Raw genomic sequence first — 26126 nt, 5'->3', positions numbered from 1 at the left:
GCTACCGACTCAAGGAGGCCGCCGCGCGGCTGGCCATCACGCCCGACCCGGCATAATCACCATGTCCTGCCTGGAGCAGTTTGACTGGCCAACTGTGGAGCAGTTTGGGGTGGCCATCGGGGGCATCGCAGGCCCCTTGCGAGTTCTGGCTTGGCTTGCCTGCCAAGGCACTCATCAGAACGTTGAAGGGGTCACTGGCGAGTTGAGCCAGCTTTTCAGCCTGCTCGGCGCGGTGTTGTACGACCTGATCGGCAATGAATTTTTCGATTTCAGATGCCAGCCAGTAATTCGTTCGGCCTCCGCAGATTTTGATGGGGTGAGGGAATTTTCCGTCGCGCATCAGATCGGCGCGGCGAGTCTTGCGCACGCCAGTCAGCTTTTGAACCTCGGCATCGCGCAAGAGGCGATCATTTTTCAGAGTCAGGGCGTTTTGAACATCTACTTTCAGTGTGTTGATGGACATGGATCATCTCCAAAAGAGAGCCACGACCCACGGGTAAAGACAAATAAACGTCTCGGGCAATGGTTCCTGTTTCAGAGGGGTTTGACCAAATCATCTACACACAGAGAAGCCCGGTTTGCTCGGCTTTCTTTGTGCATGGTCGCCTGCTCGTTGGTGGCGACTGATGCACCTCTTTATTGCCAAGGAACTTGGCTCAAGAGGGGTGGCGGAGGTGACGAGGGAGCTGTGCGTCACACCCGACAGTTCATCCGAACTGTAGAACTGCTGTACCCGCTACTTGCAGTTCATGGACGAAATTCTATAGCACAGTTTTGGTCAAGGGCAATCGGCGGTCGATCCCGGCGGATGTCTAACCGGACATGCAGAAGTTGGCCCACAAGGTCATCAGTTCTCGGCGCTTTTCAAGGTAGTCACCGCGCTGGTAGGCGGCTTCCGTTTTGTCTTGCAGTGCATGCGCCAGCGCAGCCTCCGCCACTTCACGGGGAAAGTCGGTTTTTTCCGCCACGAAGTCGCGGAAGGTGCTTCTGAAGCCGTGCGGAACAATGTCGGTGCGGCCCATGTGTTTCAACCGCATCAACATGATGGCCTCCGATGGATGCTTGCCCCAGGTCTGGCCGTTGAAGACGTACTTCGACGGCGTGGGGTGTGCATCGTTGATGGCCTTCATGTAGCGCAGAATTTCCATCGCTGGCTCTGACAGCGGAACACGGTGTGGGCGTGATGCCTTCATGCGTTCAGCCGGAATGCACCACAGGCGTTCCTCCATGTCGATTTCCGACCATTCTGCGGCTCGCGTCTCGGTCGTTCTCGTGGCGGTCAGGATCAAGAAGCGCAACACCCATGCCCCTCGACCTGAGGTGTTTTCCAGCAGGCGCATGAAGGCAGGTAGCTCCAAATACGGCAGTGCAGGATGATGCTTCACCTTGCGCACAGCAGCCCGCTTGGGGAAGATTTCGCTGAGGTAGCCTGACCATCGTGCCGGGTTGTCGCCAGTTCGATAGCCATGTACGGTAGCCCATGCCAAAACCTTCTCGATGCGAGACCGGACTCGCTCAGCGGTTTCATTCTTGTCGAGCCAGATCGGGTCGATGATCTTCGTGACGTGTGCCACTTTGATGTTCTGTACCGCCAAGTCTCCGATAGTGGGGTAGGCATAGGTTTCCAGCGTTGCCGACCACTGGGCTGTGTGCTTTGCGGACTTCCAGCCTGCTTCGTGGCTGCGAATGAACTCTGCTGCGCACTCCTTGAAGGTTTTGCTCAGGGCTTGCTCTGCCTTCTTGTGGTCGCGTTCGGCCAGTGGGTCAATGCCGTCATCCAGCAGCACGCGAATCTTGCGTGCCCGCTTGGTGGCTTCGTCGAAGGAGATGCGATGCACGGGGCCAAGTCCCATGACGCGGGTCTTGTTGTTCAGGGTGTAGCGATAACACCAGGACTTCACCCCCTTGGGCGTGACTTGCAACAGGAACTCAGCGCCGTTGATGCGGTAGAGCTTGCGGGACGTGCCACAGGCGGCCTGGTCGATTTGGTCTTGGATAGTTTTGGGGTTCTTGGCTTTCATGGGGTCGATTGAACTCACAATTCGACTCACAGAAAACCTTGCTACAATAGCGGAAGTTTCCGGCGGAAAGCGGCTGGCTCAATGAGCTAACCCGTTGTCAGCATTAGGCTTTTGGCCGTTGCTGGCGGCTACCGGGCTGCGACGCTTCTCGCGTCCACTCCGCCAAATAAAACGGCTCACAGAGTTTTCTGTGGGCCGTTTTTCTTTGTCCGCTCGCAGGCGCTGAATGGCCCACTGACTGGCCCGTTTCGGTGCCGACACCTTCACCCGTTTGGCCCTGAGTTCGCTCGGGGTGGGCTGAGCCCCCTGTTCACCCGGACTCCCTGGGCCTGGCGGGCACAAAAAAGCCAGTGCAGGGCACTGGCGGGTGGGGCAGGGCCGGCAACTCAGGCCGGCCCCGATGGGGGCGCGATGCTCAGCGCGGTGCCAGTCGGATGGCGCCGTCGAGGCGAATCACTTCGCCATTGAGCATGTCGTTCTCGATGATGTGTTGGGCCAGGCGGGCATAGTCGTTGGGCGTGCCCAGGCGCGACGGGAAGGGCACGCTGGCGGCCAGCGCATCCTGCACTTCTTGCGGCATGCCAAACAGCATCGGGGTGCCAAAGATACCAGGGGCGATCGTCATGTTGCGGATGCCGTTGCGCGCCAGGTCGCGCGCAATGGGCAGGGTCATGCCCACCACGCCGCCCTTGGACGCGCTGTAGGCCGCCTGACCGATCTGGCCGTCGTAGGCAGCCACCGAGGCGGTGGAGATCAGCACGCCGCGTTCGCCCGTGGCTTCGGGTTCGTTCTTGCACATGGCATCGGCCGCCAGGCGGATCATGTTGAAGGTGCCCACCAGGTTGACCATGATGGTCTTGCTGTAGACGGCCAGCGCGTGCGGGCCGTTCTTGCCGACCGTCTTTTCAGCCGGGGCGATGCCGGCGCAGTTGATCAGGCCCACCAGTTTGCCCAGCGACACGGCTTTGGCCACCACGGCTTGGCCGTCGGCTTCCTGGCTCACATCGCACTTCACAAACGCGCCGCCCAGTTCACGCGCCACGGCTTCGCCTTTTTCGGCTTGCATGTCAGCGATCACGACGGTGGCACCGTTGGCTGCCAGCATGCGGGCCGTGCCTTCGCCCAGGCCCGAAGCGCCGCCGGTGACGATGAAAACGCGGTCTTTGATTTGCATGGTGTCTCCTGTGTATGACGTTTACGTAAACGTCAATTATGGCAGTGGAGTTGCGCTCACCGCAAGCGTGAAAAAAGGCCTCGCGCTGTGCAGCGGGAGGCCTGGGTGGCGGGGCAGGGGGGGGCGCTCAGCGGAAGCCGACGCGGTCCAGCATCTGCTGCACCTTGATCTGGTTCATGCCCACGGCGCTGATCGGGATCAGTTCGCTTTTGAAGCTGCCGCCGGTCATGGCCTTGAGCGCGGGGTTGTCGAACTGCACGCCCTTGGCCACCGGCCACTCGTTGTTGCCGTTGGCAAAGTGGTTCTGGGCTTCGGGGCTGATCAGGTACTCCAGAAAACGCACGGCGTTGGCCTGGTTCTTGGCGTAGCGGGCCACCGCGCCACCAGCCACGTTGACGTGGGTGCCTTCACCGGCCTGGTTGGGGAACACCACGCCCAGTTTGTCGACCATCGCGCGGTCGTCGGGGTTGTTCGAGCGCATCAGGCGCGCCAGGTAGTAGGAGTTGGTCACCGCCACCGCGCATTCGCCCGAGGCCACGCCCTTGATCTGGTCGGTGTCGCCCCCCTTGGGGCTGCGCGCGAGGTTGTCGTTCAGGCCCTTGAGCCAGGCTTCGGTTTTGACCGGGCCCAGGTGCTCGACCATGGCGCCAAACAGGCTCAGGTTGTAGGGGTGCGAACCCGAGCGAATGCAGATGCGGCCTTTGTTGACCGGGTCCGCCAGCTTTTCGTAGGTGTCCACCTCCGAGGCCTTCACGCGCTGCTTGTCGTACACCACGATGCGGGCGCGGGTCGACAGGCCGAACCAGGCGGTGGCCCCCTTGTCGTCGGGCTTGGCGCGCAGTTGCGGCGGGATGGCGCCGGTCAGCACCTTGGACTGGATCGGTTGGAACAGACCGTCGACTTCAGCGCGCCATAGCCGCGCCGCGTCGACCAGCAGGATCACGTCGGCGGGCGAGGCCTGACCCTCGGTCTTGAGCCGGGCAAGGATGCCTGCGTCATCGGCATCCACGCGCTGGATGCGGATGCCCGTGGCCTTGGTGAAGTTGCTGTAGAGCGCTTCGTCGCTGGGGTAGTGGCGCGCCGAATAAAGGTTCAGCACCTGGTCTTGCGAGAACCCCGGGACCGCGTTCAGCAAGGCCCAGGACAAGGCAACAGTCTTCAGCACAGTTTTCACAGCATTCCTTTGGCAGCGCCACTTGTCTCAACTTAAAAAATCAGTATATCAATGAATGCGAATCATTCTTGTGATCATGGGCATCTCCCGGTGGTGCCGCAAGACGTGCGGAGCATGCAGGATGTGCGCTCGCAGGTGCTCGGCCACACGGGCGATGCAAGTGGTGGTCCTGGCGGGGCCAAGGTGCTGGTGTGGCCCCCCTATCGCTGCGAGCTGCCAGAGCGCGTGGCGCCGGCGGGGGCAGGTCTGTGGGTGGGCCGGCTCAGTCGCCCTGGCGCCGCAGCGTGCGGCTCAGCAGCAGCACAGGCCCCAGGCCCACCAGCACCAAAGCCAGGCTGGGCAGGGCGGCTTCGCCGAGGCGCTCGTCGCGCGCCAGCTGGTAGGCCACGACGGCCAGGGTGTCGGAGTTGAACGGCCGCAGCACCAGTGTGGTGGGCAGTTCTTTCATGACGTCGACAAACACCAGCAGCAAGGCCGCGGCGGCCGAGCGCTTGAGCAGGGGCGCATGCACCCGCCTCAGCAGGCCCCAACCGCGCACGCCCAGCAGGCGGGCCGACTCGTCGAGGCTGGGCGGGATGCGGGTGTAGCCGCTCTGCACCGTCTGCAAGGCCACCGAGGTGAAGCGCACCAGGTACGCCAACACCAAGCCCAGCACCGTGGCACTGAGCCAGTAGCCTGCCTGCGACGCCGGCCAGCGTTGCTGCAACCAGCCAAAAGGCAGCAGCAGCCCCACCACCACCACCGCGCCGGGGATGGCGTAGCCCAGCCCGACCAACTGCGTCACCGCGCGCGAGGCCCGGTCCGGTCGCTGGCGTTGCACGAACGCCAAGCTCAATGCCAGCCCGACGGCCAGGCCGGCGCTGAGCAGGCCGAGTTGCAGGCTGTTCAGCGACCAGGCCCAGAAACGTGCCCACGGCAGCTCGGTCGGTTCGGCCAGCAGCGGCCGCAGCATGAACAGCACCGGCAGCACAAAGCCCAGCAGCACAGGGGCGCCGCAGACCAGCCAGGCCAGCGCCAGGCCGGGGCCTTTGAGCGTGGTGGGGCGGGTGGCGACCGCGTCCTGCCGGTCCGGCTTGTTTTGGCTGAAGCGCAGGTGGCGCCGTGCCCGCCGCTCCAGCCCCAGCAACACCAGCACCACCAGCAGCAGGCAAGCGGCCAGTTGGCCGGCGGCGACCCGGTCGTCCATGGCCAGCCAGGCTTTGTAAATGCCGGCGGTGAAGGTCTGGATGCCGAAGTAGCTCGACACCCCGTAATCGGCCAGCGTCTCCATCAGCGCCAGGGCCACCCCGGCGGCAATGGCTGGCCGGGCCATGGGCAGGGCAATGACACGGATGCGGCGCGACAGCGGTGCGCCCAGCAGGCGCGCGGCCTCCATCAGCTGACTGGCGCGTTCGCTGAGCGCGGCCCGTGTCAGCAGGTAGACGTAGGGGTAGAGCGCCAGCGTGAACACCAGCGCCGCACCGCCCAGGCTGCGGATCTCTGGCAGCACGCGCCCCTGCAAGCCCAGGTGCTGGCGCAGGGCGGTCTGCAAAGGGCCACTGAACTGCAGGAAGTCGGTGTAGGCGTACGCCACCACGTAGGCCGGCATGGCCAGCGGCAGCAGCAAGGCCCATTCGAACCAGCGTCGGCCCTTGAACTCGAACAGGCTCACCGCCGTGGCCGTGCCCAGCCCCACCCCACTGACCCCGAGGCCCACCATCAGGCACAGCGCCAGCGAGGTCCAGGCATAGTCCGGCAGCACCGTGCGGGCCATCTCGGCCAGGATCTGGCTGCTTTGCGCTGAACCGTGCAGGCAGAACCACAGCACCGACACGATGGGCAGACACAGCAGGGTCGCCAGCAACAGCAGCAAGACAGCGCGTGACCAGGATCGGAGCATGAAGTGGGGTCGGTGAAGGAAGCGCGCATTGTAAGAGGGGGGCCATGGCCCACCGGCCGGCGGGGCGTTGCAAACGCTCCGCTGCGCTCCCTGCGTGGCCTGGGGGGGCATTCGGGGCTCTCTACAATCCAGGTCTATGTTTTTAGAGCTGTCTCAGCTGGATGTTCGTTACCCCGGTCGCCCGCGTGCCGCCGTGGCCCAGGTGTCGCTGGGGCTGCGCGCCGGGGACATCGGCGTCTTGTTGGGCCCGTCGGGCTGCGGCAAGACGTCCTTGCTGCGCGCTGTCGCAGGGCTGGAGCCGGTGGCGGCCGGCACCATCCGCTTGTCCAAGCGCGTGGTCAGTGCCGTCGGCGCCGTGGTGCCCCCGGAGCAGCGCCGCATGGGCATGGTGTTCCAGGATTACGCCTTGTTTCCGCACCTGAGCATCGCCGACAACGTTGGCTTTGGCCTGGCCGCACTGTCGCGGGAGGCCCGCAGCAGCCGGGTGCGCGAGGTGCTGGACCTGGTTGGCCTGGACGGCGCCCAGGCCCGCTTCCCGCACGAGTTGTCGGGGGGCCAGCAACAGCGCGTGGCCTTGGCCCGCGCGTTGGCGCCCAAGCCCGACCTGCTGCTGCTGGACGAGCCGTTTTCCAACCTGGACGTCGAGCTGCGCGAGCGCCTGGCGCACGAGGTGCGCGGCATCCTCAAGCAGGCCGGGGCCACCGCGCTGATGGTCACCCACGACCAGCTGGAGGCCTTTGCCATCGGCGATGTGATCGGGGTCATGCAAGAGGGGGCGCTGCACCAATGGGACGACGCCTACACCCTGTACCACCGGCCCGCGACGCGCTTTGTCGCCGACTTCATCGGCCACGGTGTGCTCTTGCCCGCCAGCCTCAGTGGCAGTGGGGCCGCATTGCGCGTGCACACCCCTCTGGGTGACCTGGAGGACCTGAGCGAGTGCCCGCTACCCACCGCGTACCCGGGCGGGCTGTGCGATGTGCTGTTCCGCGCCGATGACATCGTGCACGACGACGCCTCCCAGGTGAAGGCGCGCATCCTGCGCAAGGCCTTCCGGGGTTCTGAGTTTCTCTACACCCTGAGCCTGGCCACTGGCGAGACGGTGCTGGCCCATGTGCCCAGCCACCACGACCACGCGGTGGGCGAATGGGTGGGCATCCGCCCCGAGATGGACCACGTGGTCACGTTTGCCCGGTTGCCGGCCGCCTGAGGGGGCCGCGCCTTTTTTGTTCAGATTCACCATGCGTTTTTTTTCCTCTCGGTCTGACCGGGCGTCCCGCGGTGCGCGCTGGGGCGCCGGCTTGGCTTTGGCCCTGTTTCTGCAAGCCTGCGGCACGCCGCCCCCCCTGACCCCCAGCACCGGCGGCGCGGTGGCCACCTCGGGGGCGGGGAGTGCTGCGACGGGTTCGACCGCCGCCACGCCGGCCCCGGTGCCGGCACCGCGTCCGCCGCTGAAGATCGGCCTCGCCCTGGGGGGCGGTGCCGCGCGGGGCTTTGCCCACATTGGCGTGATCCAGGTGCTTGAAGAGGCCGGCATCAAGCCCGACTTCGTGGTGGGCACGTCGGCGGGCAGTGTGGTCGCTGCGCTGTACGCCAGCGGCAAGACCGGTGCCCAGCTGCAGCAGGTGGCCGAGACCATGGAAGAGGCCGCCATCACCGACTGGACCCTGCCCATCTTCAGCCGCGGCATGCTCAAGGGCGAGGCCCTGGGCCGCTATGTGAACAACCTGGTCGCCAACCGCCTGATCGAGGACATGCGCCTGCCGCTGGGCGTGGTGGCCACCGACTTGCAGAACGGCCAAGGCGTGTTGTTCCAGCGTGGCAACACCGGCACGGCGGTGCGCGCATCGAGCGCGGTGCCCTCGGTGTTCCAGCCGGTCAGCATCGCGGGCCGCGACTACGTTGACGGTGGCTTGGTGTCGCCGGTGCCGGTGCGCTTTGCGCGCCAGATGGGGGCCACCTATGTGGTCGCGGTGGACATTTCGAGCCCGCCCGAGGGCAACTCAGCCAACGACTCGCTGCAGATCCTGTTGCAGACTTTTGCCATCATGTCCAAGAGCATCAACGCCTGGGAGCTCAAAGAGGCGGAATTGGTCATCAAGCCCGCTTTGCCGGGCATCAAGAGCGCTGATTTCGGCGCCCGCCGCCGCTCCATCGAGGCGGGCCGGGTGGCCATGCTGCAAGCCCTGCCCACGCTCAAGGCCGCTTTGGCCACGCGTTGAATGCGCCCGCCCACCCGCCCCCGCTCACGGCGGGCGCGCCTGCGCGCGCGGGGCTGAGGGCGGCCCCAAGGTGGGGCGCAGGCCCCGTGGCCGGCCTCAGGCCCTGGGGGCACGCACCGCGGCGTGTGTGGCGTGGTGCGTGGTGCGTGGTGCGTGAGGCCTGCCGAGGGTCTGCCCCCGGTCTGATGTCAGAGCGCGCGCGCCGGCAGGATGCTGCCTTCGCAGGCGCCAAAGCCGATGCGTGCCGCGCCGGGTTTTTCGCACCAGCCGCGCAGCACCACGCTGTCACCGTCTTCCAGGTAAACGCGTTGCTCGCCTTGGGGCAGGGTGATCGCTTGCTTGCCGCCCTGGGTCAGCTCGATCAGCGCGCCCGCCTGGTCCAGCGTGGGGCCCGACAGGGTGCCGCTGCCCAGCAGGTCGCCGGCTTGCAGGTTGCAGCCATTGACGGTGTGGTGCGTCACCATCTGGGCCAGCGTCCAATAGGCGTGGCGGTAGCTGGTGCGGCAGATGCTGGTGGGCGGCAGGCCCGCGTCCCGCATCGCCGGGGTCTGCAGGCCCACGTCGAGCTGGATGTCCAGTGCGCCCTCGGCGCGGTTGGCTGCCGAGTCCAGGTAGGCCAGCGGTTGCGGGTCACCGGCAGGGCGCTCGAAGGCGGTGCGGTAGGGGGCCAGGGCCTCGAGCGTCACGATCCATGGCGAGATCGTGGTCGCGAAGTTCTTGGACAGGAAGGGCCCCAGGGGCTGGTATTCCCAGCCCTGGATGTCGCGCGCCGACCAGTCGTTGAGCAGGCACAGGCCAAACACGTGCTGCTCGGCGTCGGTGATGTCGATCGGCTCGCCCAGCGCATTGCCCTGGCCCAGGAAGATGCCCAGCTCCAGCTCGATGTCCAGCCGCTTGCAGGGACCAAAGACCGGCTCGGACGCGCCGGGCGGCAGGGTCTGACCCACCGGGCGGCGGAAGCGCTGGCCCGACACCCCGATGCTCGAGACGCGGCCGTGGTAGCCGATCGGCACCCACTTGTAGTTGGGCAGCAAGGGGTTGTCCGGGCGGAACTGACGGCCGATGTTGGTGGCGTGGTGCACCGAGGTGTAGAAGTCGGTGTAGTCGCCGATGCGGGCCGGCACGGTGAACTCGGCCTGTGCTTGCGGCACCAGGCAGGTCGCCACGGTGGCGGCCTCGGCGGCGCCTTCGCGCAGCAGGCGCGACAGCGCCAGCCGCAGCGCGCTCCAGGCCGGTGCGCCCAGGGCCATCAAGGCGTTCAAGCTGTCTTGCGCACCGGCTTGCAGGGCCGTGCCCGCGTCACCGCTGACCAGCCCGGTGCGGGCCAACGCGGCGAGGTCGATGATCTGGTCGCCCAGGGCCACGCCACCCCGATAGGCCTCTTGGCTACCGGTGCGGCGGAACACTGCAAACGGCAGGTTCTGGATCGGGAAGTCGCTTTGCGGCGCCTGGGCCGATGCCAGCCAGCTGCGCAGCGCGGGGTCGTGGGTTTCGTTCAGCAGGGTGCTCATGCCTGGAACTCCGACGCGTGCATCCAGGCCGCGTGCTGGGGGGCGCGCTTGGTACGGCTCCACTCTTCCAGCATCTCCCACTTGACCGCTGCAGCCTTGCTCAGCAGCTCGGGCGTGCTGGTGTCGGCGGCCAGTTCGAGCCGGTGGCCGTTGGGGTCAAAGAAGTAAATCGACTTGAACAGGGTGTGGTCGGTGACCCCCACCACCTCGATGCCGTCGGCTTGCAGGCGCGCCTTGATGCGCTCCAGCGTGACCACCGAGTCGACCTGGAAGGCGATGTGCTGCACCCAGTCCGGGGTGTTCACGTCGCGGCCCATCTCGGGTTGCTTGGGCAGCTCGAAGAAGGCCAGCACATTGCCGCCGCCGGCGTCGAGGAAGATGTGCATGTACGGGTCCGGGGCCTTGGTCGAGGGCACCTGGTTCTCGGCAAACGCCAGCTGGAAATCCATTTCGAGGTACTTGGTGTACCACGTCACGGTTTCCTTGGCGTCTTTGCAGCGGTAGGCCACATGGTGGATTTTTTCGATCAGCATGTTCGTCTCCTGAGTCGGGGGGTCGAGGGTTGAAAGTTCAGAGGGCCAGCACAATGCGCTGGCCGACGGCGCGCGAGCAGCAGGCCATCATCCGTTGGTTGGCTTGGCGTTCGCTCTTGGTCAGCACCTTGTCGCGGTGGTCGATGTCACCGCTGAGCACGTTCACCTCGCAGGTGCCGCACAGGCCTTCGCCGCAGTCGCAGGGCACGTCGACGCCAGCCGCTTGCAGGGCCTGCAGCAGCGTCTGGTGCCGCGGCACTTCGACGCGCAGGCCGGAGTCCTGCAGCTCGGCCACAAAGGCGTGTTCTTTCTCGGGGTCCAGGGCGGTGGCTTCGGCGCTGAAGTGCTCGAAGCGCAGGGTGCCCTCATGCCAGTGCTCGGCCAGGGCCTCAAGCTGGGCGATCAGCCGGTCGGGGCCGCAGGCGTACACCCGCGTGTCGGCGTCCACCGCGCTCAGCAGCTGGGCCAGGTCCATGCGTTGGCCCTCGGCCTTGATGTGCAGGCGCAGGCGGTCGGCGTGGTCGCGCTGGACGCGGGACAGCCAGGCCATGTGCTGGCGGGAGCGGCCCGCGTAGTGCAGCTCATAGGACAGGCCCAGCGATCGCAGGCGGTCGGCCATCGCCAGGATGGGCGTGATGCCGATGCCGGCCGCCACCAAGATGTGCCGGCCGGCACTCTCGTCGAGGCGGAACAGGTTCTTGGGGCCGGCCAGCTGCAGCGTGTCACCGACCTGCAGCGTGTCGCAGAAATAGCGCGAGCCGCCGCGGCCCTCGGCCTCGCGCTGCACCACCACCTCGTAGCAGCCCGGGTGCTCGGTGCCGCCGCACAGCGAGTACTTGCGGCGAAAGCCCCCCGCGATCAGGTCGACGTGCGAACCCGCCGTCCAGTGGGGCAGGCGGCCCGGGCCCACCGGGGCCAGCACGAAGCGGTGCAGTTGCTCGCCTTCGGTGTGTTTGGCCAGCACCCGCACCGTGCGCGCCAGACCGTCCTTGGGCGGCGGGCCGACCTGAAAGTCCGCCAGCGGCGTGAGGGTTGCACCGGCCTGGCGCTCGGGGTTGTGTTGCGGTTCCCACTCGACCCACAGCGCCGACGGGCCACGGAAGGAGGTGTTGGACAAGAAGTCGAAGGTCTGCGGCTGCACCAGGCGCAGGTGCGGCAGGCGGCGCACAAACTCCTCCAGGAACACGCGCATCTGCATGCGCCCGATGTTCTTGCCCATGCACTGGTGGGCCCCGTAGCCAAAAGTCAGGTGCTCGACGGCGTTCTCGCGGTACAGGTCCACGCGGTCCGGGTCTTCAAAGTGGGTCGGATCGAAGTTGGCCGAGGCCTGCACCAGCAGCAGCTTGCCGTCTTGCGGGATGGTGACGCCGCCCAATTGGGTTTCACGCGTGGCGCGCCGGCGCCACGCCACGATGGAGCCCGCGACGCGCAGGCATTCCTCGACCGCGTTGGGGATCAGGGCCGGCTGGGCGCAGATGGCTTCCCAGCTTTCGCGCTGGGTCAGCAAGGTCATGAAGGCGTTGGCCGTGGCATTCGAGGTGGTCTCATGCGCCGCGGCCAGGATGGCCATCATCATCGAGCGCAGGTAGGACAGTGTCACCACCTCCGGGTGCAGGTGGTGCTGGCGGATGCTTTCGTACATCCAGCCTTCGCCATCGGGCTGGGCCATCATCCCGTCAAGGATGTTTTGCGCGGTCTGCCAGAAGCGGCCCACGTTGTGGGCGATGGCCTGTTGCTCCTCGGGCGTGGGGCGGCCCCAGGTGTTGAGGGTGTGGGCGACGGCAAACTGGCGCAGTTGCTCGGCGCCCTCGTCGGGCACACCCAAAAAGTGCAGCGCGATGGTCAGCGGGATCTCATAGAACATCTCCGCCACCAGGTCGGCCCGCCCTTTGTCGATGAAGCGGTCCATGTACTGGCGAGCCAACTGGCGGATGGCGGGCTCGTAGCGCATCAGGCGCTCGGGCAGGAAGGCGTCGGTCAGCAGGCGGCGGCGGGCCATGTGCTCGGGCTCGTCCTCGTTGACCATGGTGCGGTTCATGGCAAAGCCGTAGCCCTGCAGGATGGCCATCACCTCGGGCGAGGCGGGCGTGATCTTCTCCAGCGCAATCGAGGGCGAAAACAGCAGGTTGTCGCGGAACACCGCCTTCACGTCCTCGTAGCGCGTCACCACCCAGTAGCCCAGTTCGGGGCTGTAGAAGACCGGCTCCTCTTCACGGGCCCAGCGCAGCGTGGCCGCAGGGTCTTGCTGGTAGCTGGGGGCAAAGGGGTCAAAGGCCGCCGCCCGGGCGCTCACGGGGCAGCCCGTGGGGCTCAGGGCGGGGGCCGGGGTCGCCGAGGTGAACGGGCAGCGACCTGCGGTGGTGGCGGTGCTGGGTGACGTCATGTTGATCTCCATTGCGTAAATGTATTACGCAAATAGAAATCGCAAATACGTACTATTCCCTAGCGCTCACGGCCTGGTGGCCCATGGCGCGGCTGATGACACGGGCCTCGTGCAGCAAGGCGGGGCAGATGGCCCCGTCGGGGTGCAGGTCAAAACCGCCTGTGGCACCCAAGGTGGCCAAGGTGGCGCAGACCTTGCCCGTGGCGTCAAAGATGGGCGCCGCCAGGGCGCTGATGCCGCGCAGCATGGCGTCCTGCACCACGGCGTAGCCGCGTGCCCGCACCTGCTGGCGCAGCAATTCGATGGGGCGGGGACCGCTGAGCTGGGCGCGGCGCTCGGCGCTGGCCTGGCTGAACTCCTGCTCGGCCATCTCCATCACCAGCCGGTCGTCCGAGAAACCCAGGAACACCCGGCCCGCGGCCGACCACAGCGTCGGCATGACCGAGCCGGCCCGCATGTTCACCGTGACGGGCAGTGTGGGCTCTTCGATGCGCAGCACCGTGGGCCCCTTGTTGCCCATGACGGCCAAGAAGGCGGTCACCTCCAGCGATTCGCGCAGCCGCACCAGCGACGCTTCACCGAGGCGGATCGGGTCGCACTGGCGCAGGGCCGCGAGCCCGATCGAGATCGCCTCCTGCGCCAGGTAGTAATGCTGGTTGACCGGCGACTGGTCCACAAAGCCTTGCTGGCACAGGCTGGCCAGGTAGCGGTGCACCTTGGCCGGACTCTCCTCGACTTCGGCCGCGGTGGCGGTCAGGCTGGCGGCGCCCCCCAGGCGCGCCAGGGCCTTGAGGATGCTCAAGCCCATTTCGGCGGATTGAACCCGCTGGCGACGGTCGGCAGGGCGGGCGGTGGGTGAGGTGTCGTTCATGGGAGGAGCGCGGTTTCTAAGGGAAAACGTGAATCTTTGTTTTTACGCATAGCGTATTAACATCACGCCAATATACCCAATTGATTGGATGGTGAGAACATGATGAAAACACGACGTCTGGTGGCCAGTTTGCTGGCAGTGCCCGCCTTGTTGGCCTGGGCCTTGCCGGTCAGCGCCCAAAGCTACCCGGCCAAGCCCATTCGCTGGCTGGTGCCTTACCCAGCGGGCGGCGGCTCTGATTTTCTAGCGCGCACCGTCGGGCAGCAACTCTCGACGCAAATCGCCCAGCCGGTGCTGGTGGACAACAAGCCCGGCGGCAACACCGCGATCGCTGCCACCGAGCTGGCCCGCTCCACCGCTGACGGCTACACCATCCTGTCGGCCGACAACGGCACCATGGTGTTCAACTCGGCGCTGTATTCCAAGCTGTCGTACAACCCGAGCAAGGACTTGCTGCCAGTCACGCTGATGGGCAAGTTCCCGATGATCCTGGTGGCCAGCCCGGCATCGGACATCAAGGACGCCAAGGACCTGATCGCCCAGGCCAAGGCCAAGCCCGGCAGCATCAACTTTGCCTCGGCCGGTGCGGGCAGCCCGCACCACCTGGCCATGGAACTGCTCAAGGTCGATGCCGGCATCTTCATGACCCACATCCCTTACCGCGGCGCCGCGCCGGCCCTGACCGACCTGGCCGGTGGCCAGATCCCCGTCATGATGGTCGACCTGGCTGCCGGTGGTGCCTTCATCAAGGCGGGCAAGGTGCGCCCGCTGGCGGTGGCCAGCGCCAAGCGCCTGCCCCAGTTGCCCGAGGTGCCCACCTTCGCTGAACTGGGCTACAAGAACGTCGAGGCCTCGGCCCAGGTGGGCATCGTGGCCCCGGCTGGCACGCCGGCCGATGTGGTGGCGGCCCTGCAAAAGCAGGTGGCCGGCGCCATCAACCAGCCAGCAGTGAAGCAAAAGCTGATTGAGTTCGGCATCGAGCCGGTCGCCAGCACGCCGCAGCAGTACGCCGACCTGATCCGCACCGAGACCGTGCGTTGGCACAAGCTGATCAAAGACCAGCGCATTTCGCTGGACTGAGGGGCGCCCCTGCGGCGTTCAAGCCACGGGGCCTGCGGGCCCCGTTTTTTTTGGCGCGGGCGCCGGCTCGCCACTTGCAGACCAGCGCCCCGGCCAAAAAAAAGCCCAGTCAGTGACTGGGCTTGAAAGGATCCCTGAGCCAGAGGCGTCGAAAGGATCCAGGAGACAAGGGGTCAGGTGCGTCAGCCCCACGGGACTGGGCACCCCACCCGGACACCATGGGCGCCGGGTGTTGAGATCGGACCGATCAGCGCTTCTTGGCGGCGCTGGTGGTGGTCTTGGCGGCGTTCACGGCGCTGGCCGCGACGGCGTTGAAGTTGGCTTCAGCCACGTCGGTGGCTTGCTTGACCGCCTTTTGCACCGATTCGAAAGCATTGTTGGCGGCGGTCACGGCGCTCTTGATGGCGGCCACGGCAGTTTCAGAACCGGCGGGGGCGTTCTTGGCAGCGCTTTCCACCAGGGTGGCCACGGTCTTTTGCACTTCGGCGGTCTTGCCTTCAACGGCCTTGCCGAATTCGGCGCTGGTGCCCGAAGCGATGTCGTACAGGTGGCGGCTGTAGGCGGCTGTCTTTTCAGCCAGGGGCTGGAACAGGCCGGCTTGCAGAGCCAGCAGCTCTTGGGCGTCCTTGACGCTCAGCACGGCCTGGGTGTGGCTGGCGGCTTCTTGCAGGGCGGCGCGCGAGGCGGTCACATTCAGTTCGACCAGCTTTTCCAGGCCTTCGAAGGCCTTGGTGGTCAGACCAAACAGGGTTTCAACATTGGCTTTGTGGGCGGCCAGAACTTGCTCGGGGGTCAGCGACATGGTGGACTCCTAAAAAATGAAGGTGAACTGAGAACGTCTCTGCTCTGAACCGATCAAGTCATGTTGCAGTGCAGCATGGGTGAAGTATGCGCCGCCTTTTGGGGCTTGGCAAGTGTTTTTTGTTGCAGTGCAGCAAAACCCGGCGCCGCACCTGCCTGAGGCCCATCCGCCACAATTTGCCGATGCAGGCTTTTTACGCAGATCACTTTGTCTTGCCCTTGCCCTCGGGGCATCGGTTCCCGATGCAGAAGTACCGCCTGTTGCGCGACCGACTGCTGGCCGAATTGCCCCAGGTGCAGCTGCTGGAAGCCCCGCGCGCCAGCGACGGCGAGCTGGCCCTGGCCCATGCCCCGGCCTATGTCGAGGCGATTCAAAACGGCACCCTGGAGCCCGCCCACCAGCGTGAGATCGGTTTCCCCTGGAGCCCTGCGATGGCCGAGCGTTCTCGGCGCTCGGTCGGCGCCACGGTGGCGGCCTGCCGGGCCGCTTGGCGGGACGGGGTTGCCGCCAATCTGGCGGGCGGCACGCACCACGCGAGCGCCGACCGTGGTGGCGGGTTTTGTGTGTTCAACGACCTCGCGGTGGCCGCGCGCCTGATGCAGGCCGAGGCCTTTCGGACCCAGCGCCGGGCGCTCAAGGTGCTGATCGTTGACCTGGACGTGCACCAGGGCAATGGCACGGCCAGCATCTTCGCGCGCGACGACTCGGTGTTCACCCTGTCCCTGCACGGCGAAAAGAACTTTCCGTTCCGCAAAGTGCCGGGCGACCTCGATGTGGACCTGCCCGATGGCTGCACCGACGACGCGTACCTGCACGCGCTGGAGTTGGCGCTGGAGGCGGTTGAACAGCGCTTCGCGCCCGATTTTGTGCTCTACCTCGCCGGGGCCGATCCGCACGAGGGCGACCGCCTGGGCCGCCTCAAGCTCAGTGACGATGGCCTGGAGGCGCGCGACCGCCGGGTCCTTGACTGGGCCTGGCAACGGGGCTTGCCGCTGGCGTTTGCCATGGGCGGTGGCTACGGGCATGACCTCAGCAGCACGGTGCGGGTGCAGTTCAACACCTACCGCGTGGCCGCGGATTACCACGCCCGCTGGCAGGCCCGCCTGGCTGCGCGCGTGGCCTGAGCCGGGCACAGAAAGCAAAAAGCGCGACCTCCAGACTGGGAGGCCGCGCTGACCCCCGCACGGGGGCGGGGCGAGGAGGGGGCGATGGGGTGAGGCGCGGTGAGCTCGGTGGGGGCGCCTCAGGCCAGCATCACTTCTTCAGGTCGAAGCGGTCCAGGTTCATGACCTTGGTCCAGGCGGCCACAAAGTCACGCACCAGCTTGGCTTCGGCGCCGTGTTGGGCGTAGACCTCGGCCAGCGCACGCAGCTGCGAGTTGGAGCCGAACACCAGGTCCACCCGGGTGCCCGTGCGCAGCACGGCACCGGTCTGGCGGTCGCGGCCTTCGTAGACCAGGGCGTCGCTGGCGCTGGGCTTCCAGGCGGTGCGCATGTCGAGCAGGTTGACGAAGAAGTCATTGCTCAGCGTGCCGACGCGTTGGGTCCAGACACCGTGCTGGCTGCCGTTGGTGTTGGCACCCAGGACCCGCAGGCCGCCCACCAGCACCGTCATTTCGGGGGCGCTGAGGGTCAACAGCTGGGCCTTGTCCACGAGTTGCTCTTCCGGCGACACCTTGTAGGCCTGCTTCTGGTAGTTGCGGAAGCCATCGGCCACCGGTTCCAGCACCGAGAAGGACTCGGCATCGGTCTGTTCGGCCGTGGCATCGGTTCGACCCGGCGTGAACGGCACCTCGATGGCCTGACCCGCGGCTTGGGCGGCGGCCTCGACCGCTGCGCTGCCTGCCAGCACGATCAGGTCGGCCAGCGACACCTTCTTGCCACCGCTGGCGGCGGCGTTGAAGGCTTGTTGGATCGATTCGAGGGTCGACAACACCTTGGCCAGCTGGGCCGGTTGGTTGGCTTCCCAGTCTTTTTGCGGTGCCAGGCGGATGCGGGCCCCGTTGGCGCCGCCGCGCTTGTCCGAGCCACGGAAGGTCGAGGCTGAGGCCCAGGCCGTGGACACCAGTTCACTGATCGTCAGGCCCGAGGCCAGCACCTGCGACTTGAGCGCCGCGATGTCCTGGGCGTCGATCAGCGGGTGGTTCACCGCCGGGATCGGGTCTTGCCAGATCAGGTCTTCGGCCGGGACTTCGGGGCCAAGGTAGCGCACCTTGGGGCCCATGTCGCGGTGGGTCAGCTTGAACCAGGCGCGGGCGAAAGCGTCGGCAAAGGCCTGCGGGTCCTGGTGGAAGCGGCGCGAGATCTTTTCGTAGGTCGGGTCGAAGCGCAGCGACAGGTCGGCCGTGGTCATCATGGGCGCGTGCTTCTTGCTCGGGTCGTGCGCGTCCGGGATCATGTGCTCGGGCTTGACGTTCTTGGCCACCCATTGGTGCGCACCGGCCGGGCTCTTGGTCAGCTCCCATTCGTAGCCGAACAGGGTGTCGAAGTAGCCGTTGTCCCAGGTCGTGGGGTTGGGTTTCCAGGCCCCTTCGATGCCGCTGGTGGTGGTGTCCCCGCCCTTGCCTGTGCCGAACTGGTTGATCCAGCCCAGGCCTTGGGTTTCGATGGGCGCACCTTCCGGTTCAGGGCCAACCAGCTTGGGGTCGCCAGCGCCGTGGGCCTTGCCGAAGGTGTGGCCACCGGCCACCAGGGCCACGGTTTCTTCGTCGTTCATGGCCATGCGGGCGAAGGTTTCGCGCACATCGCGGCCCGAGGCAACGGGGTCGGGGTTGCCGTCCGGGCCTTCGGGGTTCACGTAGATCAGGCCCATCTGCACGGCCGCGAGCGGGTTGGCCAGCTCACGGTCGCCCGAGTAGCGGCTGTTAGGTTTGTCGCTGGTGGCCAGCCATTCTTTTTCGCCGCCCCAGTAGATGTCTTCTTCGGGCTGCCAGATGTCGGCGCGGCCGCCACCAAAGCCAAAGGTCTTGAAACCCATGGTTTCCATGGCCACGTTGCCGGCCAGCACCATGAGGTCGGCCCACGACAGGGCGTTGCCGTACTTTTGCTTGATCGGCCAGAGCAGGCGGCGGGCCTTGTCGAGGTTGCCGTTGTCGGGCCAGCTGTTCAGCGGGGCGAAGCGTTGGTTGCCGGTGCCGGCACCGCCACGGCCATCGGCCGTGCGGTAGGTGCCGGCGCTGTGCCAGGCCATGCGGATGAACAGACCACCGTAGTGGCCCCAGTCGGCGGGCCACCAGTCTTGCGAGTCGGTCATCAGGGCGGCGAGGTCCTGCTTGAGGGCGGCGAGGTCAATCTTCTCGAATTCGCTGGCGTAGTCGAAGTCGGCGCCCAGCGGGTTGGAGGCCGGTGCGTGCTGGTGCAAGATGCCCAGGTTCAGTTGGTTGGGCCACCAGTCCCGGTTGGACTGAGCTCCCTGGGTGGCACGCGCGCCCTGACCGGCTGCGAAAGGGCATTTGGGTTCGTTGGACATGGCTTTCTCCTGTTGAGGTTGAACATCACTTCGCTGGCGAAGTGCGGGTAAGGCAATTACCCATCAAGACACTGGTCGCTTGCTGCGGGCTGCATCAAGGCATGGGGTGAATGATACGGACTGCTTTGCGCAAAAGCACGTGAATGGGCCTCAAATCCGATGGGTTCTGCCAATCACTCAAATAGGAGATTCCAATCCGCCAAGAAAATGTGATTCAAATTGCATTTTGATGAAACTTTTTTGTAAAAGTTGGTGGCTGTCGCGACAGGCCCCCCCCGCTGCCTGCCGTGCGGCCCCGGCGCAGCCTGTGGCCGCCGGATGGGGGGAGCCGCCTTGCCTGGCTTGGGCTCTTGCGCGGCTGGCCTTTGGGTGGTGGCCTCGCCAAGCCGCCGTGTCTGGAGCTGGGGGGCGCCGCCCGGTGGGGGGCTGGGGGGCTGGGCTGAATATTTTCAAAGACCGCGATTGATAATTTCTATGGCGGTGTTTTGAAAATCAAAAACTGTCTTTATTTCGACGTCTGCAGGCGTTTGCTGGTTTATTTTGGAGCGGCTGGCAGGGGTTTGTCCTGATTTTCAAATGAATATCAGGTGGGCGCCTGGTCAAACTGGCTGGGGGCCTCGGGTGCCCACCCGGGCACGGTCCCCGGTGGGCCCCGGGGCCAGGGCCCGGGCCGTCGGCAGCGCATGGGCCGTTGACGGGGGGGCGGGCCTGCGCGGCCGGGTCTATTGACACCGGCCGCAGCCCGTTTCAGAAGTAGCTCAGCCAGCGGGCCTGGCTGCGCTGTTTGAGCTGGGCCAGGGCCCGGCAGGGGCCGGCCATCAGCCACAGCACCCCCGCGGCCAGTGCCCAGACCTGCCACACCGCGTCCAGGCCAAAGCGGCCCGCGTGGTGGGTGCCAAAGACCCATGCCATCCACTGGTAGAGGGCCTGCAACAGGTACAGGTGGCCGAGGTAGAAGAACAGGGGCACGGCGCCGATGCGGTCCAGCCAGGCCCCGGCTTTCAGGCGTTCCAGGCCAGCCAGGGCCAGCCAACCGAGCCCCAAGGTCAGCAAGATGAACTGCAGCGACGGGGGGTACTTGGTCAGGTTCAGGAAGGAGCGGACCGACTCCAGCAGCGTGGCACCTGCGACCCAGGGGTGGTCGCCATAGCGGTTGACCAGGCGCAGCACTGCGAAGGTCAGCAGGGCCCCCACGCCGCCCCACACCAGCCACCGTTGCCGCCAGGCCGCGGCGACGCCGGGGCGGTAGAGCGGCCCCATCAGGTAACCCGCCAGCATGATGCCGATCCACGGCAGCACGGGGTAGGAAGTGCGCAAGGTCAGGCTGGGGCTCAGCTCGATCAGGCTGCGGTCGTGCAGGATGGCCCAGGGGATGAAGCCAGCTTCTTGCGGCGTGAACTGCAGCGGGTCCAGCAGGTTGTGCCCCGCCATGATCAGCACGGCCAGGGCCGCCTGCACCGGCCGCGGCAGCCACAGCAACGCCGACAGGGCCAGCATCGACAGGCCAATGGCCCAGATGACCTGCAAGTAGAGCTTGGGCGGGCTCAGGCTGAGGCTCCAGGCAAAGTTCACCACCGTCAACTCGAGGGCGATCAGGATCAGGCCTCGCTGGGCCAGGAACACCGCCGTGTCCCGCCGGGTGCGGCCGTTCTTTTGGCCGTAGAGCCAGGCCCCGAGGCCCGTCAGCAGCACAAACACCGGGGCGCAGAAGTGGCTGCTCAGGCGCGTGAAGAACAGCTCGACCGAGGTGGAGTTGAGCACCATCGGGTCGCTGACCTGTTGGTGCAGGAAGAAATACTCGCGCACATGGTCCACCAGCATGAGGGCCATGACAGCCCCCCGCAGGCGGTCGATGCTGCTGAGTCGAACGCGGGTCACGTCAGGGGGCATGCGGGGCCTCACATCTTCAGGTTGAGGGCGATGAACGCCGTGCGACCGGCCCCGGGCGACGCCATGGGCTGGGCGCTGCCGGCGGGCCAGAAGAAGTTGTCGTACCAGACATAGGCCTGGCGGCGGTCGGCCAGGTTCTTGATCTGGAAGTCCACACTCACCTGCGGCGACACGGTGTAGCGCGCGCTGGCGTCGAAGGTCAGCAAGGCGCCGAACTTGCCCTGGGCATTGAGGTCGTCAATGAAGTAGTCGCTCTGGGCGCGCCCTTGCAGGCCCAGGCGCAGCTTTTCATGGGCTTGGTACTCGAGGCCGGCCGTGCTGATGCGGCGCGGCGTGGCAAACACCTCTTTGCCGGCCAGCGACACGCCTGCCGCGGTGAAGGCGCTCACCACCCGGGCCTCTTGCAGCGAGTGCGAGGCCCAGACCTTGAGCTGCGGGCCCAGGCGCGTGCCCGCCTGCAGGTCCAGGCCCTTGCGCAGCGTCTGGCCCAGGCCTACCGTGGTGCCGGTGCTGGGCATGTTGGCGACCTCGTTGGTGGCCTCTTGTCGCCACAGGGCCACCCGCAGGTCGGTGTGCGGTGCGGGCTTGAACTTGACCCCCAGCTCGGTGCCAGTGTTCATGGACGGCGCAAACTGGGCTTGAGCGCTGCTGGTCAGGTAGGCCGGCGCCCGCGAACCCGTCAGCACCTGGAAGGTGCGGCCCCAGTTGGCGTACAGGCTGGTTTCGGGGTTGAGGCTGTAGACCAGGCTGAACTTGGGCTGCTGGATCCAGCCGTAGCCCTGCAAGCGGCCGCGCACGCCGCTGGTGCGGATCAGGGTGTCACCGCTGAACTGGTCCAGGCGCAGGCCGGGCACCAGCTTGAGTTTGTCGGTGGCCTGCACGATGGCCTGCACATAGCCGCCCACGTTGTTCAGCGTGTACTGGTCGTCGTTCGACGTGGTGGTGGGCTGGCTGAAGTTGGTGGGGATCGCGTAGGCGTAACGGTAGCGCTGGTAGAGGTTCTTTTGGCGCTCCACATTGAGGCCACCGTCCACCACCAGGCCCGCCTGGCCGCGCCAGGTCAGGGTGCCCATCCAGCCGGTCTGGTTCTCGTCCCAGAAGCGGCGCTGGCGCGGCAGGTTGTTCAGGCTGGCGGCCGGGCTGGCCGTGAAGGTGACGCGGCGGTCGTCGCTGTAGTGGTTGAAGTACAGCTTCTGGCTGGCCAGCCATTGCGGCGTGATCTGCCAGTCCAGGTGGGCGCTGAGGTGCTTCATGTCGCGCGAGTCCCCGTCGTTGGCGTTGTGGGCGCCCGATTGCTGGGGGTTTTGGGCCCACTGGGCCAGCGTCAAGAAGCCGGGCTCCTGTGCCTGGTTCGAGTACAGGCGCGCCACGATGCCGGCTTTGATGGTCTGGTCGGGCGAGGTGATGAACCACTTGCCACCCAGCGTGTACTTTTGGTAAGCCGAGTGGTCGCGGTAGCCATTCGAGTCCTGCTTGGCGATGAAGTAGTTTTGCGCAAAGCCCTGGGTTTCACGGCCCAGCGCCCACTGCACTTCGCGGGTGGCATGGCTGCCGTAGCTGATGCGGCTGTCGTTGTAGTGGCCGCCCTGGCGGGTGGCGAAATTGATGTTGCCACCGATGTTGTGCAGGCCATAGCGCGGGTCGTTGGTGCCGCGCACCACCTCGATGTAGTCCAGCTCCAGCGGGAAGATCATGTCAATGAAGCGCTGGTTGCCGCTGTTGACGTTGCTGGGGATGCCATCGATCAGCACCTTGATCCCGTTGATGTAGCCCTCGCCATTGAAGGCCCGGAAGGTCGGCTTGCCGGACTCGGCGCCCATGCGGGTTTCGGTCAGCTGGATGCCGGGCAGTTGGCCCAGCAGCTCCCAGCTGTTGTTGACGTTCTGGTCTTCGATCTTGTCGGCGCCCAGCAGGTCGACCGAGGTCAGCAGGCTGCTGGGGGGCAGGGCGCCTTCGGTCCCTGAGCTCACTTTGACCTCGCCCAAGGTGATCAGCGAATCACCCGCCGCGTGGGCCGGGCTTTGCAGGCAGGACAAGGTCGAGGCCACCGCGAGGGGCCACAGGTTTTGTTTGAACAACACACGTTTCTCCAGGGGCGCGGCTGCGCCCCAATGCTCTGTTGGAATGCCGGCGCCAGCCTGCTGGCTGCACCCATGGCAGGCAGGCCAGCGCCAAGCCCGCGTGCCGGGCACGCGGGACTGAAAATCAAGGGGTCAGAGGGAGAAAGCGGCAGGGGGAGCGCGCGGCGCGGGCCGCAGCCAGGCCACTTGGGCGGCAGGCTGTGCCGGGGGCGTCGCAGCCACCGCTTGGGGCCGTGGCTGCAGGCTCGGCAGGCGCACGGGCGCTTCGGGCAGGCTCAGGTGCTGGCTGCCCAGGTGGGCGCAGACCAGGCAAAAGCCCACTTCGGCGTCGCTGGGCGCGTGTTCCTCAGCGCTGCCCGGATCGGCCAGGGTGGCCGGGGTGGCGAGGGCGCTGCTGCCCACCAGCACCGGCAAGCCGTGCCGGTGCGACAGGTCGTGCGCCAATGGCAAGACGGCCGTGCCAAGCGAAGCCAGCCACAGCAGCCAGGCAAATCGAAGAATCCACGGACGGCGCATGGCGAGAGTTTAACGGAGCCAATGCGAAGAATTCGCAACAGATTCGGGTGGCGTCAACCCCGTCTGTCGCGCGTTTCGGCCGTCGGGGCGGCGGCAGCGCGGCCTCGGGCGCCTCAGCGCAAGGGCAGGACTTGGTGGTCCAGGCTTTGCCCCTGGGCATTGACCCGGGCCAGCACCATCTCGCCCGAGCGCACCGAGGCGCCCGTGAACGCCCGGATGTTGACGTCGTGGGTGACCAGGATCAGCGCTTGGGTTCCTTTGCGGGCCAGGCGTTCAGCGATCAGCCGTTGCAGTGCGGCAGTCTGGGCGCCGGCTTGCTCGGGTTGGTCAAAGAACGAGGCCAGGGCCGGGGTGTTGAGTGGTGTCCCCAGGCCCAGTCGCTCGGCGGTTTGCAGGCAGCGGCACCACGGGCTGCTGTGCACTTCGGCCTGCTGCACTCCCTGCTGGCGCAGCCACTGGCCGGTGCGCGTGGCTTGCGCCTTGCCCTCGTCGTTGAGCACACGCTGGGTTTCGCAGCGGCCCAGCACATAGCCCGTGGGGTCGCCAATGCCAGGCGCGTAGGCATGGCGCATCAGCAGGACATGGTCGGCCGAGGCCAGGCGTTGGGACAGGTCGTTGGCCTGGGCGGAGCCGCCCCAGGCCAGCAGGGCGATCAGACCGCAGCGGGTCAGCCAGGTGAGGAGGAACCGTGAAAAGAAGATCATGGTGGGTGGGGGCTGTGGTGTTGGGTGCGTCGGGTGCGACAGGGGCGGAGTGAAAGGGGCGGTGTCAAAGGGGCTGTGTCAAAGGGGCGGTGCACATGGTGCGCCGGGTCGGCCGAAGCGGTGAGCCCCCAGGCGCAAGGTCGGGCCCGCCTCAGGGGTTTGCTTGACAGTTCGGGGCTGGGAGCTGCGCTGAGTCCTCGGCAGTGACGCAAAATTCAGCTACGCTAGGCGCACGATTCAAGTCACAGTGCGCGAGGCACACAGCACAGCCTTTCATGGACAAAATTGCCGATCTGTTGCTTGACGCGATCTGCGTGGTCGACGCCCAGGGCGTCTTTGAGTACATCAGTCCAGCGGGGGAGCGTATTTTTGGTTACCCGCCCGAGGAGATGATCGGGCGCCGCATGACCGATTTCGTCGCCCCGTTCGACCTGGAGCGCACCCTGCGCGCGGCCCAGCGCGTGATGGACGGTCAGCCCCACCTCCACTTTGAGAACTGCTACGTTCGAAAGGATGGCCAGCTGGTGCACCTGATGTGGTCGGCCCGTCGCACGGACCCCGGTCAGAAGCGTGTGGCCGTGGCGCGCGACGTCAGCGCCCTGAAGCAGGCCGAGGCCTCGCAGGCGGCCTTGTTCGCCATCTCGGAAGCCGCCCATGCCAGCAGCGATGTGGACGAGCTGATTGCCAAGGTGCACTCCATCGTGGGCACCTTGATGCCGGTGCAGCATTTCTCGGTCTGGGTTCAGGACACGCCGCAGGGGCCTCCCCGGCTGGCCTACCAGGTGCGCGACGGCCAGCACCCGGCGCTGGACGACCCCCTCGAAGCCCAGGCCGATCAACGCCTGTACGAGGCCATTCCGGCCGCCGGGGCGCCTTTGATGTTGACGCCCGACGACCTCGCGCAGCAGCCCGACGCCACGCGGTTGGCGTTTCGGGCCGACTGGGCTGCGTGGTTGGGGGTGCCACTGAACACCCCACGGGGCCGCGTGGGGGCCTTGGTGCTCAAGCGTTACCAGGGCGACGCCCCCTGGTCCAACAAGCACCTCACGCTGCTGCAGTACGTGTCGACCCAGATCGCCATGGCGATTGAGCGCACCGCGCTGTACGCGCGCTTGCAGCAGATGGCGCAGTTCGACGCCCTCACGGGGTTGCCCAACCGCTACCTGCTGGACGACCGCTTGCGGCGCGCCCTGGCCCGGGCCGAGCGTGCGCAAGGGCGGGTCTCGTTGTTGTTTCTGGACCTGGACCGCTTCAAGCAGGTCAACGACCGCCTGGGACACGCCGTGGGCGACCGCCTGTTGCAGACCGTGGCACAGCGCCTGCGTGACGCCGTGCGGGAGACCGACACCGTGGCGCGCCTGGGCGGGGACGAGTTCGTGGTCCTGCTCGAGTCTGTGCAGACCCCGGACAACGTGCAGGCCGTGCTCGAGAAGGTCCAGGCCGCCTTGCAGCAGCCCGCGCTGATCGATGGCCACGCCCTGCAGATCGTGCCAAGCATCGGCGTGGCCCACTACCCCGACGATGGTCTGAGCCCGGACCAGTTGCTGCGCCGCGCCGACGACGCCATGTACGCGGTCAAGCGCGGGGCCCGCATCGCTTTCTTTGACCCGCCGCTGGCGCCCTGAGGGGGCGGCTGGGTTCGGCCGCCCCGGTGACCCGGTGCGAGCGGTGGGCTCGGTGAGTGGTGGTGGTGGGAACCATCAGGTGGGGGCCACGGCGGGGGGGGAGACCTGCACGCAGACAAAAAATAACCGCCTCGGAGGCGGTTGTCTTGCTGGCTGGCAGCGCATCACGGTGAACGGATGCGGAACGTCTTT

At 66.4% G+C, this 26126-nt stretch carries 20 protein-coding genes; 5 read left to right on the top strand and 15 right to left on the bottom strand.

Features of this window, described 5'->3' with window-relative positions; translation table 11 throughout:
- Position 1: 1 nt before the first annotated feature.
- The 5 genes from PSQ40_RS21295 to PSQ40_RS21275 form a co-directional block, all read right to left on the bottom strand.
- The gene (locus PSQ40_RS21295) at positions 2-463 is read right to left on the bottom strand and encodes a helix-turn-helix transcriptional regulator (protein WP_273953916.1); all 462 of its coding nucleotides are present in this window, start codon (positions 461-463) and stop codon (positions 2-4) included.
- A gap of 349 nt (positions 464-812) precedes the next feature.
- Positions 813-2021 (bottom strand): tyrosine-type recombinase/integrase, encoded by a 1209-nt coding sequence (locus tag PSQ40_RS21290; protein ID WP_273953915.1) that lies wholly within the window; start codon positions 2019-2021, stop codon positions 813-815.
- Between the two features lie 415 nt (positions 2022-2436).
- The gene (locus PSQ40_RS21285; protein ID WP_273953914.1) at positions 2437-3195 is read right to left on the bottom strand and encodes a 3-hydroxyacyl-CoA dehydrogenase; all 759 of its coding nucleotides are present in this window, start codon (positions 3193-3195) and stop codon (positions 2437-2439) included.
- Between the two features lie 127 nt (positions 3196-3322).
- Positions 3323-4360: an extracellular solute-binding protein gene (locus PSQ40_RS21280; RefSeq protein ID WP_273953918.1), complete on the bottom strand. Its 1038-nt coding sequence runs from the start codon at positions 4358-4360 to the stop codon at positions 3323-3325.
- A gap of 271 nt (positions 4361-4631) precedes the next feature.
- Complete coding sequence (locus PSQ40_RS21275; protein ID WP_273953913.1) at positions 4632-6248, bottom strand: ABC transporter permease; 1617 nt, start codon at positions 6246-6248, stop codon at positions 4632-4634.
- A 136-nt stretch (positions 6249-6384) separates the two neighbouring features.
- On the opposite strand from PSQ40_RS21275, the gene PSQ40_RS21270 reads away from it, so the two are divergent.
- Entirely contained in the window at positions 6385-7458 is a 1074-nt protein-coding gene (locus PSQ40_RS21270) for an ABC transporter ATP-binding protein (RefSeq protein ID WP_273953912.1), read from the top strand.
- A 31-nt stretch (positions 7459-7489) separates the two neighbouring features.
- Positions 7490-8470: a patatin-like phospholipase family protein gene (locus PSQ40_RS21265; RefSeq protein WP_273953911.1), complete on the top strand. Its 981-nt coding sequence runs from the start codon at positions 7490-7492 to the stop codon at positions 8468-8470.
- A 188-nt stretch (positions 8471-8658) separates the two neighbouring features.
- Here PSQ40_RS21265 and fahA read toward each other — a convergent pair whose 3' ends face one another.
- The 4 genes from fahA to PSQ40_RS21245 are packed head-to-tail and all read right to left on the bottom strand — an operon-like array spanning position 8659 to position 13768.
- Complete coding sequence (gene fahA, locus PSQ40_RS21260; RefSeq protein ID WP_273953910.1) at positions 8659-9981, bottom strand: fumarylacetoacetase; 1323 nt, start codon at positions 9979-9981, stop codon at positions 8659-8661.
- Positions 9978-10514, bottom strand: a complete 537-nt coding sequence (locus tag PSQ40_RS21255; RefSeq protein WP_273953909.1) for a VOC family protein — start codon at positions 10512-10514, stop codon at positions 9978-9980. Before PSQ40_RS21255 ends, fahA begins: the two co-directional genes overlap by 4 nt.
- Before the next feature lie 37 nt (positions 10515-10551).
- Complete coding sequence (locus PSQ40_RS21250; protein WP_273953908.1) at positions 10552-12897, bottom strand: cytochrome P450/oxidoreductase; 2346 nt, start codon at positions 12895-12897, stop codon at positions 10552-10554.
- A gap of 52 nt (positions 12898-12949) precedes the next feature.
- Positions 12950-13768, bottom strand: coding sequence for an IclR family transcriptional regulator (locus PSQ40_RS21245; RefSeq protein ID WP_273953907.1), 819 nt, complete (start codon positions 13766-13768; stop codon positions 12950-12952).
- 102 nt (positions 13769-13870) lie between these two features.
- On the opposite strand from PSQ40_RS21245, the gene PSQ40_RS21240 reads away from it, so the two are divergent.
- A complete protein-coding gene (locus PSQ40_RS21240) occupies positions 13871-14848 on the top strand; it encodes a Bug family tripartite tricarboxylate transporter substrate binding protein (RefSeq protein WP_273953906.1) in 978 nt (325 codons plus the stop codon).
- Between the two features lie 247 nt (positions 14849-15095).
- Here the strand turns inward: PSQ40_RS21240 and PSQ40_RS21235 are convergent, their stop codons facing one another.
- Positions 15096-15650, bottom strand: a complete 555-nt coding sequence (locus PSQ40_RS21235; RefSeq protein WP_273953905.1) for a phasin family protein — start codon at positions 15648-15650, stop codon at positions 15096-15098.
- Between the two features lie 182 nt (positions 15651-15832).
- On the opposite strand from PSQ40_RS21235, the gene PSQ40_RS21230 reads away from it, so the two are divergent.
- Complete coding sequence (locus PSQ40_RS21230) at positions 15833-16774, top strand: histone deacetylase family protein (RefSeq protein ID WP_273953903.1); 942 nt, start codon at positions 15833-15835, stop codon at positions 16772-16774.
- A gap of 130 nt (positions 16775-16904) precedes the next feature.
- Here PSQ40_RS21230 and katG read toward each other — a convergent pair whose 3' ends face one another.
- The 5 genes from katG to PSQ40_RS21205 all read right to left on the bottom strand — a co-directional run bounded on the left by katG (position 16905) and on the right by PSQ40_RS21205 (position 24309).
- Positions 16905-19118, bottom strand: a complete 2214-nt coding sequence (gene katG / locus PSQ40_RS21225) for a catalase/peroxidase HPI (RefSeq protein ID WP_273953902.1) — start codon at positions 19116-19118, stop codon at positions 16905-16907.
- A gap of 747 nt (positions 19119-19865) precedes the next feature.
- Positions 19866-21008 (bottom strand): DUF1624 domain-containing protein, encoded by a 1143-nt coding sequence (locus PSQ40_RS21220; protein WP_273953901.1) that lies wholly within the window; start codon positions 21006-21008, stop codon positions 19866-19868.
- A gap of 8 nt (positions 21009-21016) precedes the next feature.
- Positions 21017-23089 (bottom strand): TonB-dependent receptor, encoded by a 2073-nt coding sequence (locus PSQ40_RS21215; RefSeq protein ID WP_273953900.1) that lies wholly within the window; start codon positions 23087-23089, stop codon positions 21017-21019.
- A 132-nt stretch (positions 23090-23221) separates the two neighbouring features.
- The gene (locus tag PSQ40_RS21210) at positions 23222-23605 is read right to left on the bottom strand and encodes a hypothetical protein (protein ID WP_273953899.1); all 384 of its coding nucleotides are present in this window, start codon (positions 23603-23605) and stop codon (positions 23222-23224) included.
- Between the two features lie 113 nt (positions 23606-23718).
- Positions 23719-24309 carry a histidine phosphatase family protein gene (locus PSQ40_RS21205; RefSeq protein WP_273953898.1) on the bottom strand — a complete coding sequence of 197 codons (591 nt, stop codon included), beginning with the start codon at positions 24307-24309 and terminating at the stop codon, positions 23719-23721.
- A 275-nt stretch (positions 24310-24584) separates the two neighbouring features.
- Here PSQ40_RS21205 and PSQ40_RS21200 point away from each other — a divergent pair, with 275 nt between their 5' ends.
- Complete coding sequence (locus tag PSQ40_RS21200) at positions 24585-25934, top strand: sensor domain-containing protein (protein WP_273953896.1); 1350 nt, start codon at positions 24585-24587, stop codon at positions 25932-25934.
- Positions 25935-26126: the final 192 nt, after the last annotated feature.

The organism is Curvibacter cyanobacteriorum (assembly GCF_028649475.1).
GTDB lineage: Bacteria > Pseudomonadota > Gammaproteobacteria > Burkholderiales > Burkholderiaceae_C > Curvibacter > Curvibacter cyanobacteriorum.
This window is presented reverse-complemented; position numbering and strand designations above follow the sequence as displayed.

What these genes read in the sequence shown, in the direction of transcription:
- PSQ40_RS21220 (WP_273953901.1), bottom strand. Translation starts at nt 21,008, where the DNA reads ATGCCCCCTGACGTGACCCGCGTTCGACTCAGCAGCATCGACCGCCTG.
- PSQ40_RS21205 (WP_273953898.1), bottom strand. Translation starts at nt 24,309, where the DNA reads ATGATCTTCTTTTCACGGTTCCTCCTCACCTGGCTGACCCGCTGCGGT.
- PSQ40_RS21235 (WP_273953905.1), bottom strand. Translation starts at nt 15,650, where the DNA reads ATGTCGCTGACCCCCGAGCAAGTTCTGGCCGCCCACAAAGCCAATGTT.
- PSQ40_RS21250 (WP_273953908.1), bottom strand. Translation starts at nt 12,897, where the DNA reads ATGACGTCACCCAGCACCGCCACCACCGCAGGTCGCTGCCCGTTCACC.
- PSQ40_RS21255 (WP_273953909.1), bottom strand. Translation starts at nt 10,514, where the DNA reads ATGCTGATCGAAAAAATCCACCATGTGGCCTACCGCTGCAAAGACGCC.
- PSQ40_RS21245 (WP_273953907.1), bottom strand. Translation starts at nt 13,768, where the DNA reads ATGAACGACACCTCACCCACCGCCCGCCCTGCCGACCGTCGCCAGCGG.
- PSQ40_RS21275 (WP_273953913.1), bottom strand. Translation starts at nt 6,248, where the DNA reads ATGCTCCGATCCTGGTCACGCGCTGTCTTGCTGCTGTTGCTGGCGACC.
- PSQ40_RS21210 (WP_273953899.1), bottom strand. Translation starts at nt 23,605, where the DNA reads ATGCGCCGTCCGTGGATTCTTCGATTTGCCTGGCTGCTGTGGCTGGCT.
- PSQ40_RS21285 (WP_273953914.1), bottom strand. Translation starts at nt 3,195, where the DNA reads ATGCAAATCAAAGACCGCGTTTTCATCGTCACCGGCGGCGCTTCGGGC.
- fahA (WP_273953910.1), bottom strand. Translation starts at nt 9,981, where the DNA reads ATGAGCACCCTGCTGAACGAAACCCACGACCCCGCGCTGCGCAGCTGG.
- katG (WP_273953902.1), bottom strand. Translation starts at nt 19,118, where the DNA reads ATGTCCAACGAACCCAAATGCCCTTTCGCAGCCGGTCAGGGCGCGCGT.
- PSQ40_RS21270 (WP_273953912.1), top strand. Translation starts at nt 6,385, where the DNA reads ATGTTTTTAGAGCTGTCTCAGCTGGATGTTCGTTACCCCGGTCGCCCG.
- PSQ40_RS21200 (WP_273953896.1), top strand. Translation starts at nt 24,585, where the DNA reads ATGGACAAAATTGCCGATCTGTTGCTTGACGCGATCTGCGTGGTCGAC.
- PSQ40_RS21295 (WP_273953916.1), bottom strand. Translation starts at nt 463, where the DNA reads ATGTCCATCAACACACTGAAAGTAGATGTTCAAAACGCCCTGACTCTG.
- PSQ40_RS21230 (WP_273953903.1), top strand. Translation starts at nt 15,833, where the DNA reads ATGCAGGCTTTTTACGCAGATCACTTTGTCTTGCCCTTGCCCTCGGGG.
- PSQ40_RS21240 (WP_273953906.1), top strand. Translation starts at nt 13,871, where the DNA reads ATGAAAACACGACGTCTGGTGGCCAGTTTGCTGGCAGTGCCCGCCTTG.
- PSQ40_RS21290 (WP_273953915.1), bottom strand. Translation starts at nt 2,021, where the DNA reads ATGAAAGCCAAGAACCCCAAAACTATCCAAGACCAAATCGACCAGGCC.
- PSQ40_RS21265 (WP_273953911.1), top strand. Translation starts at nt 7,490, where the DNA reads ATGCGTTTTTTTTCCTCTCGGTCTGACCGGGCGTCCCGCGGTGCGCGC.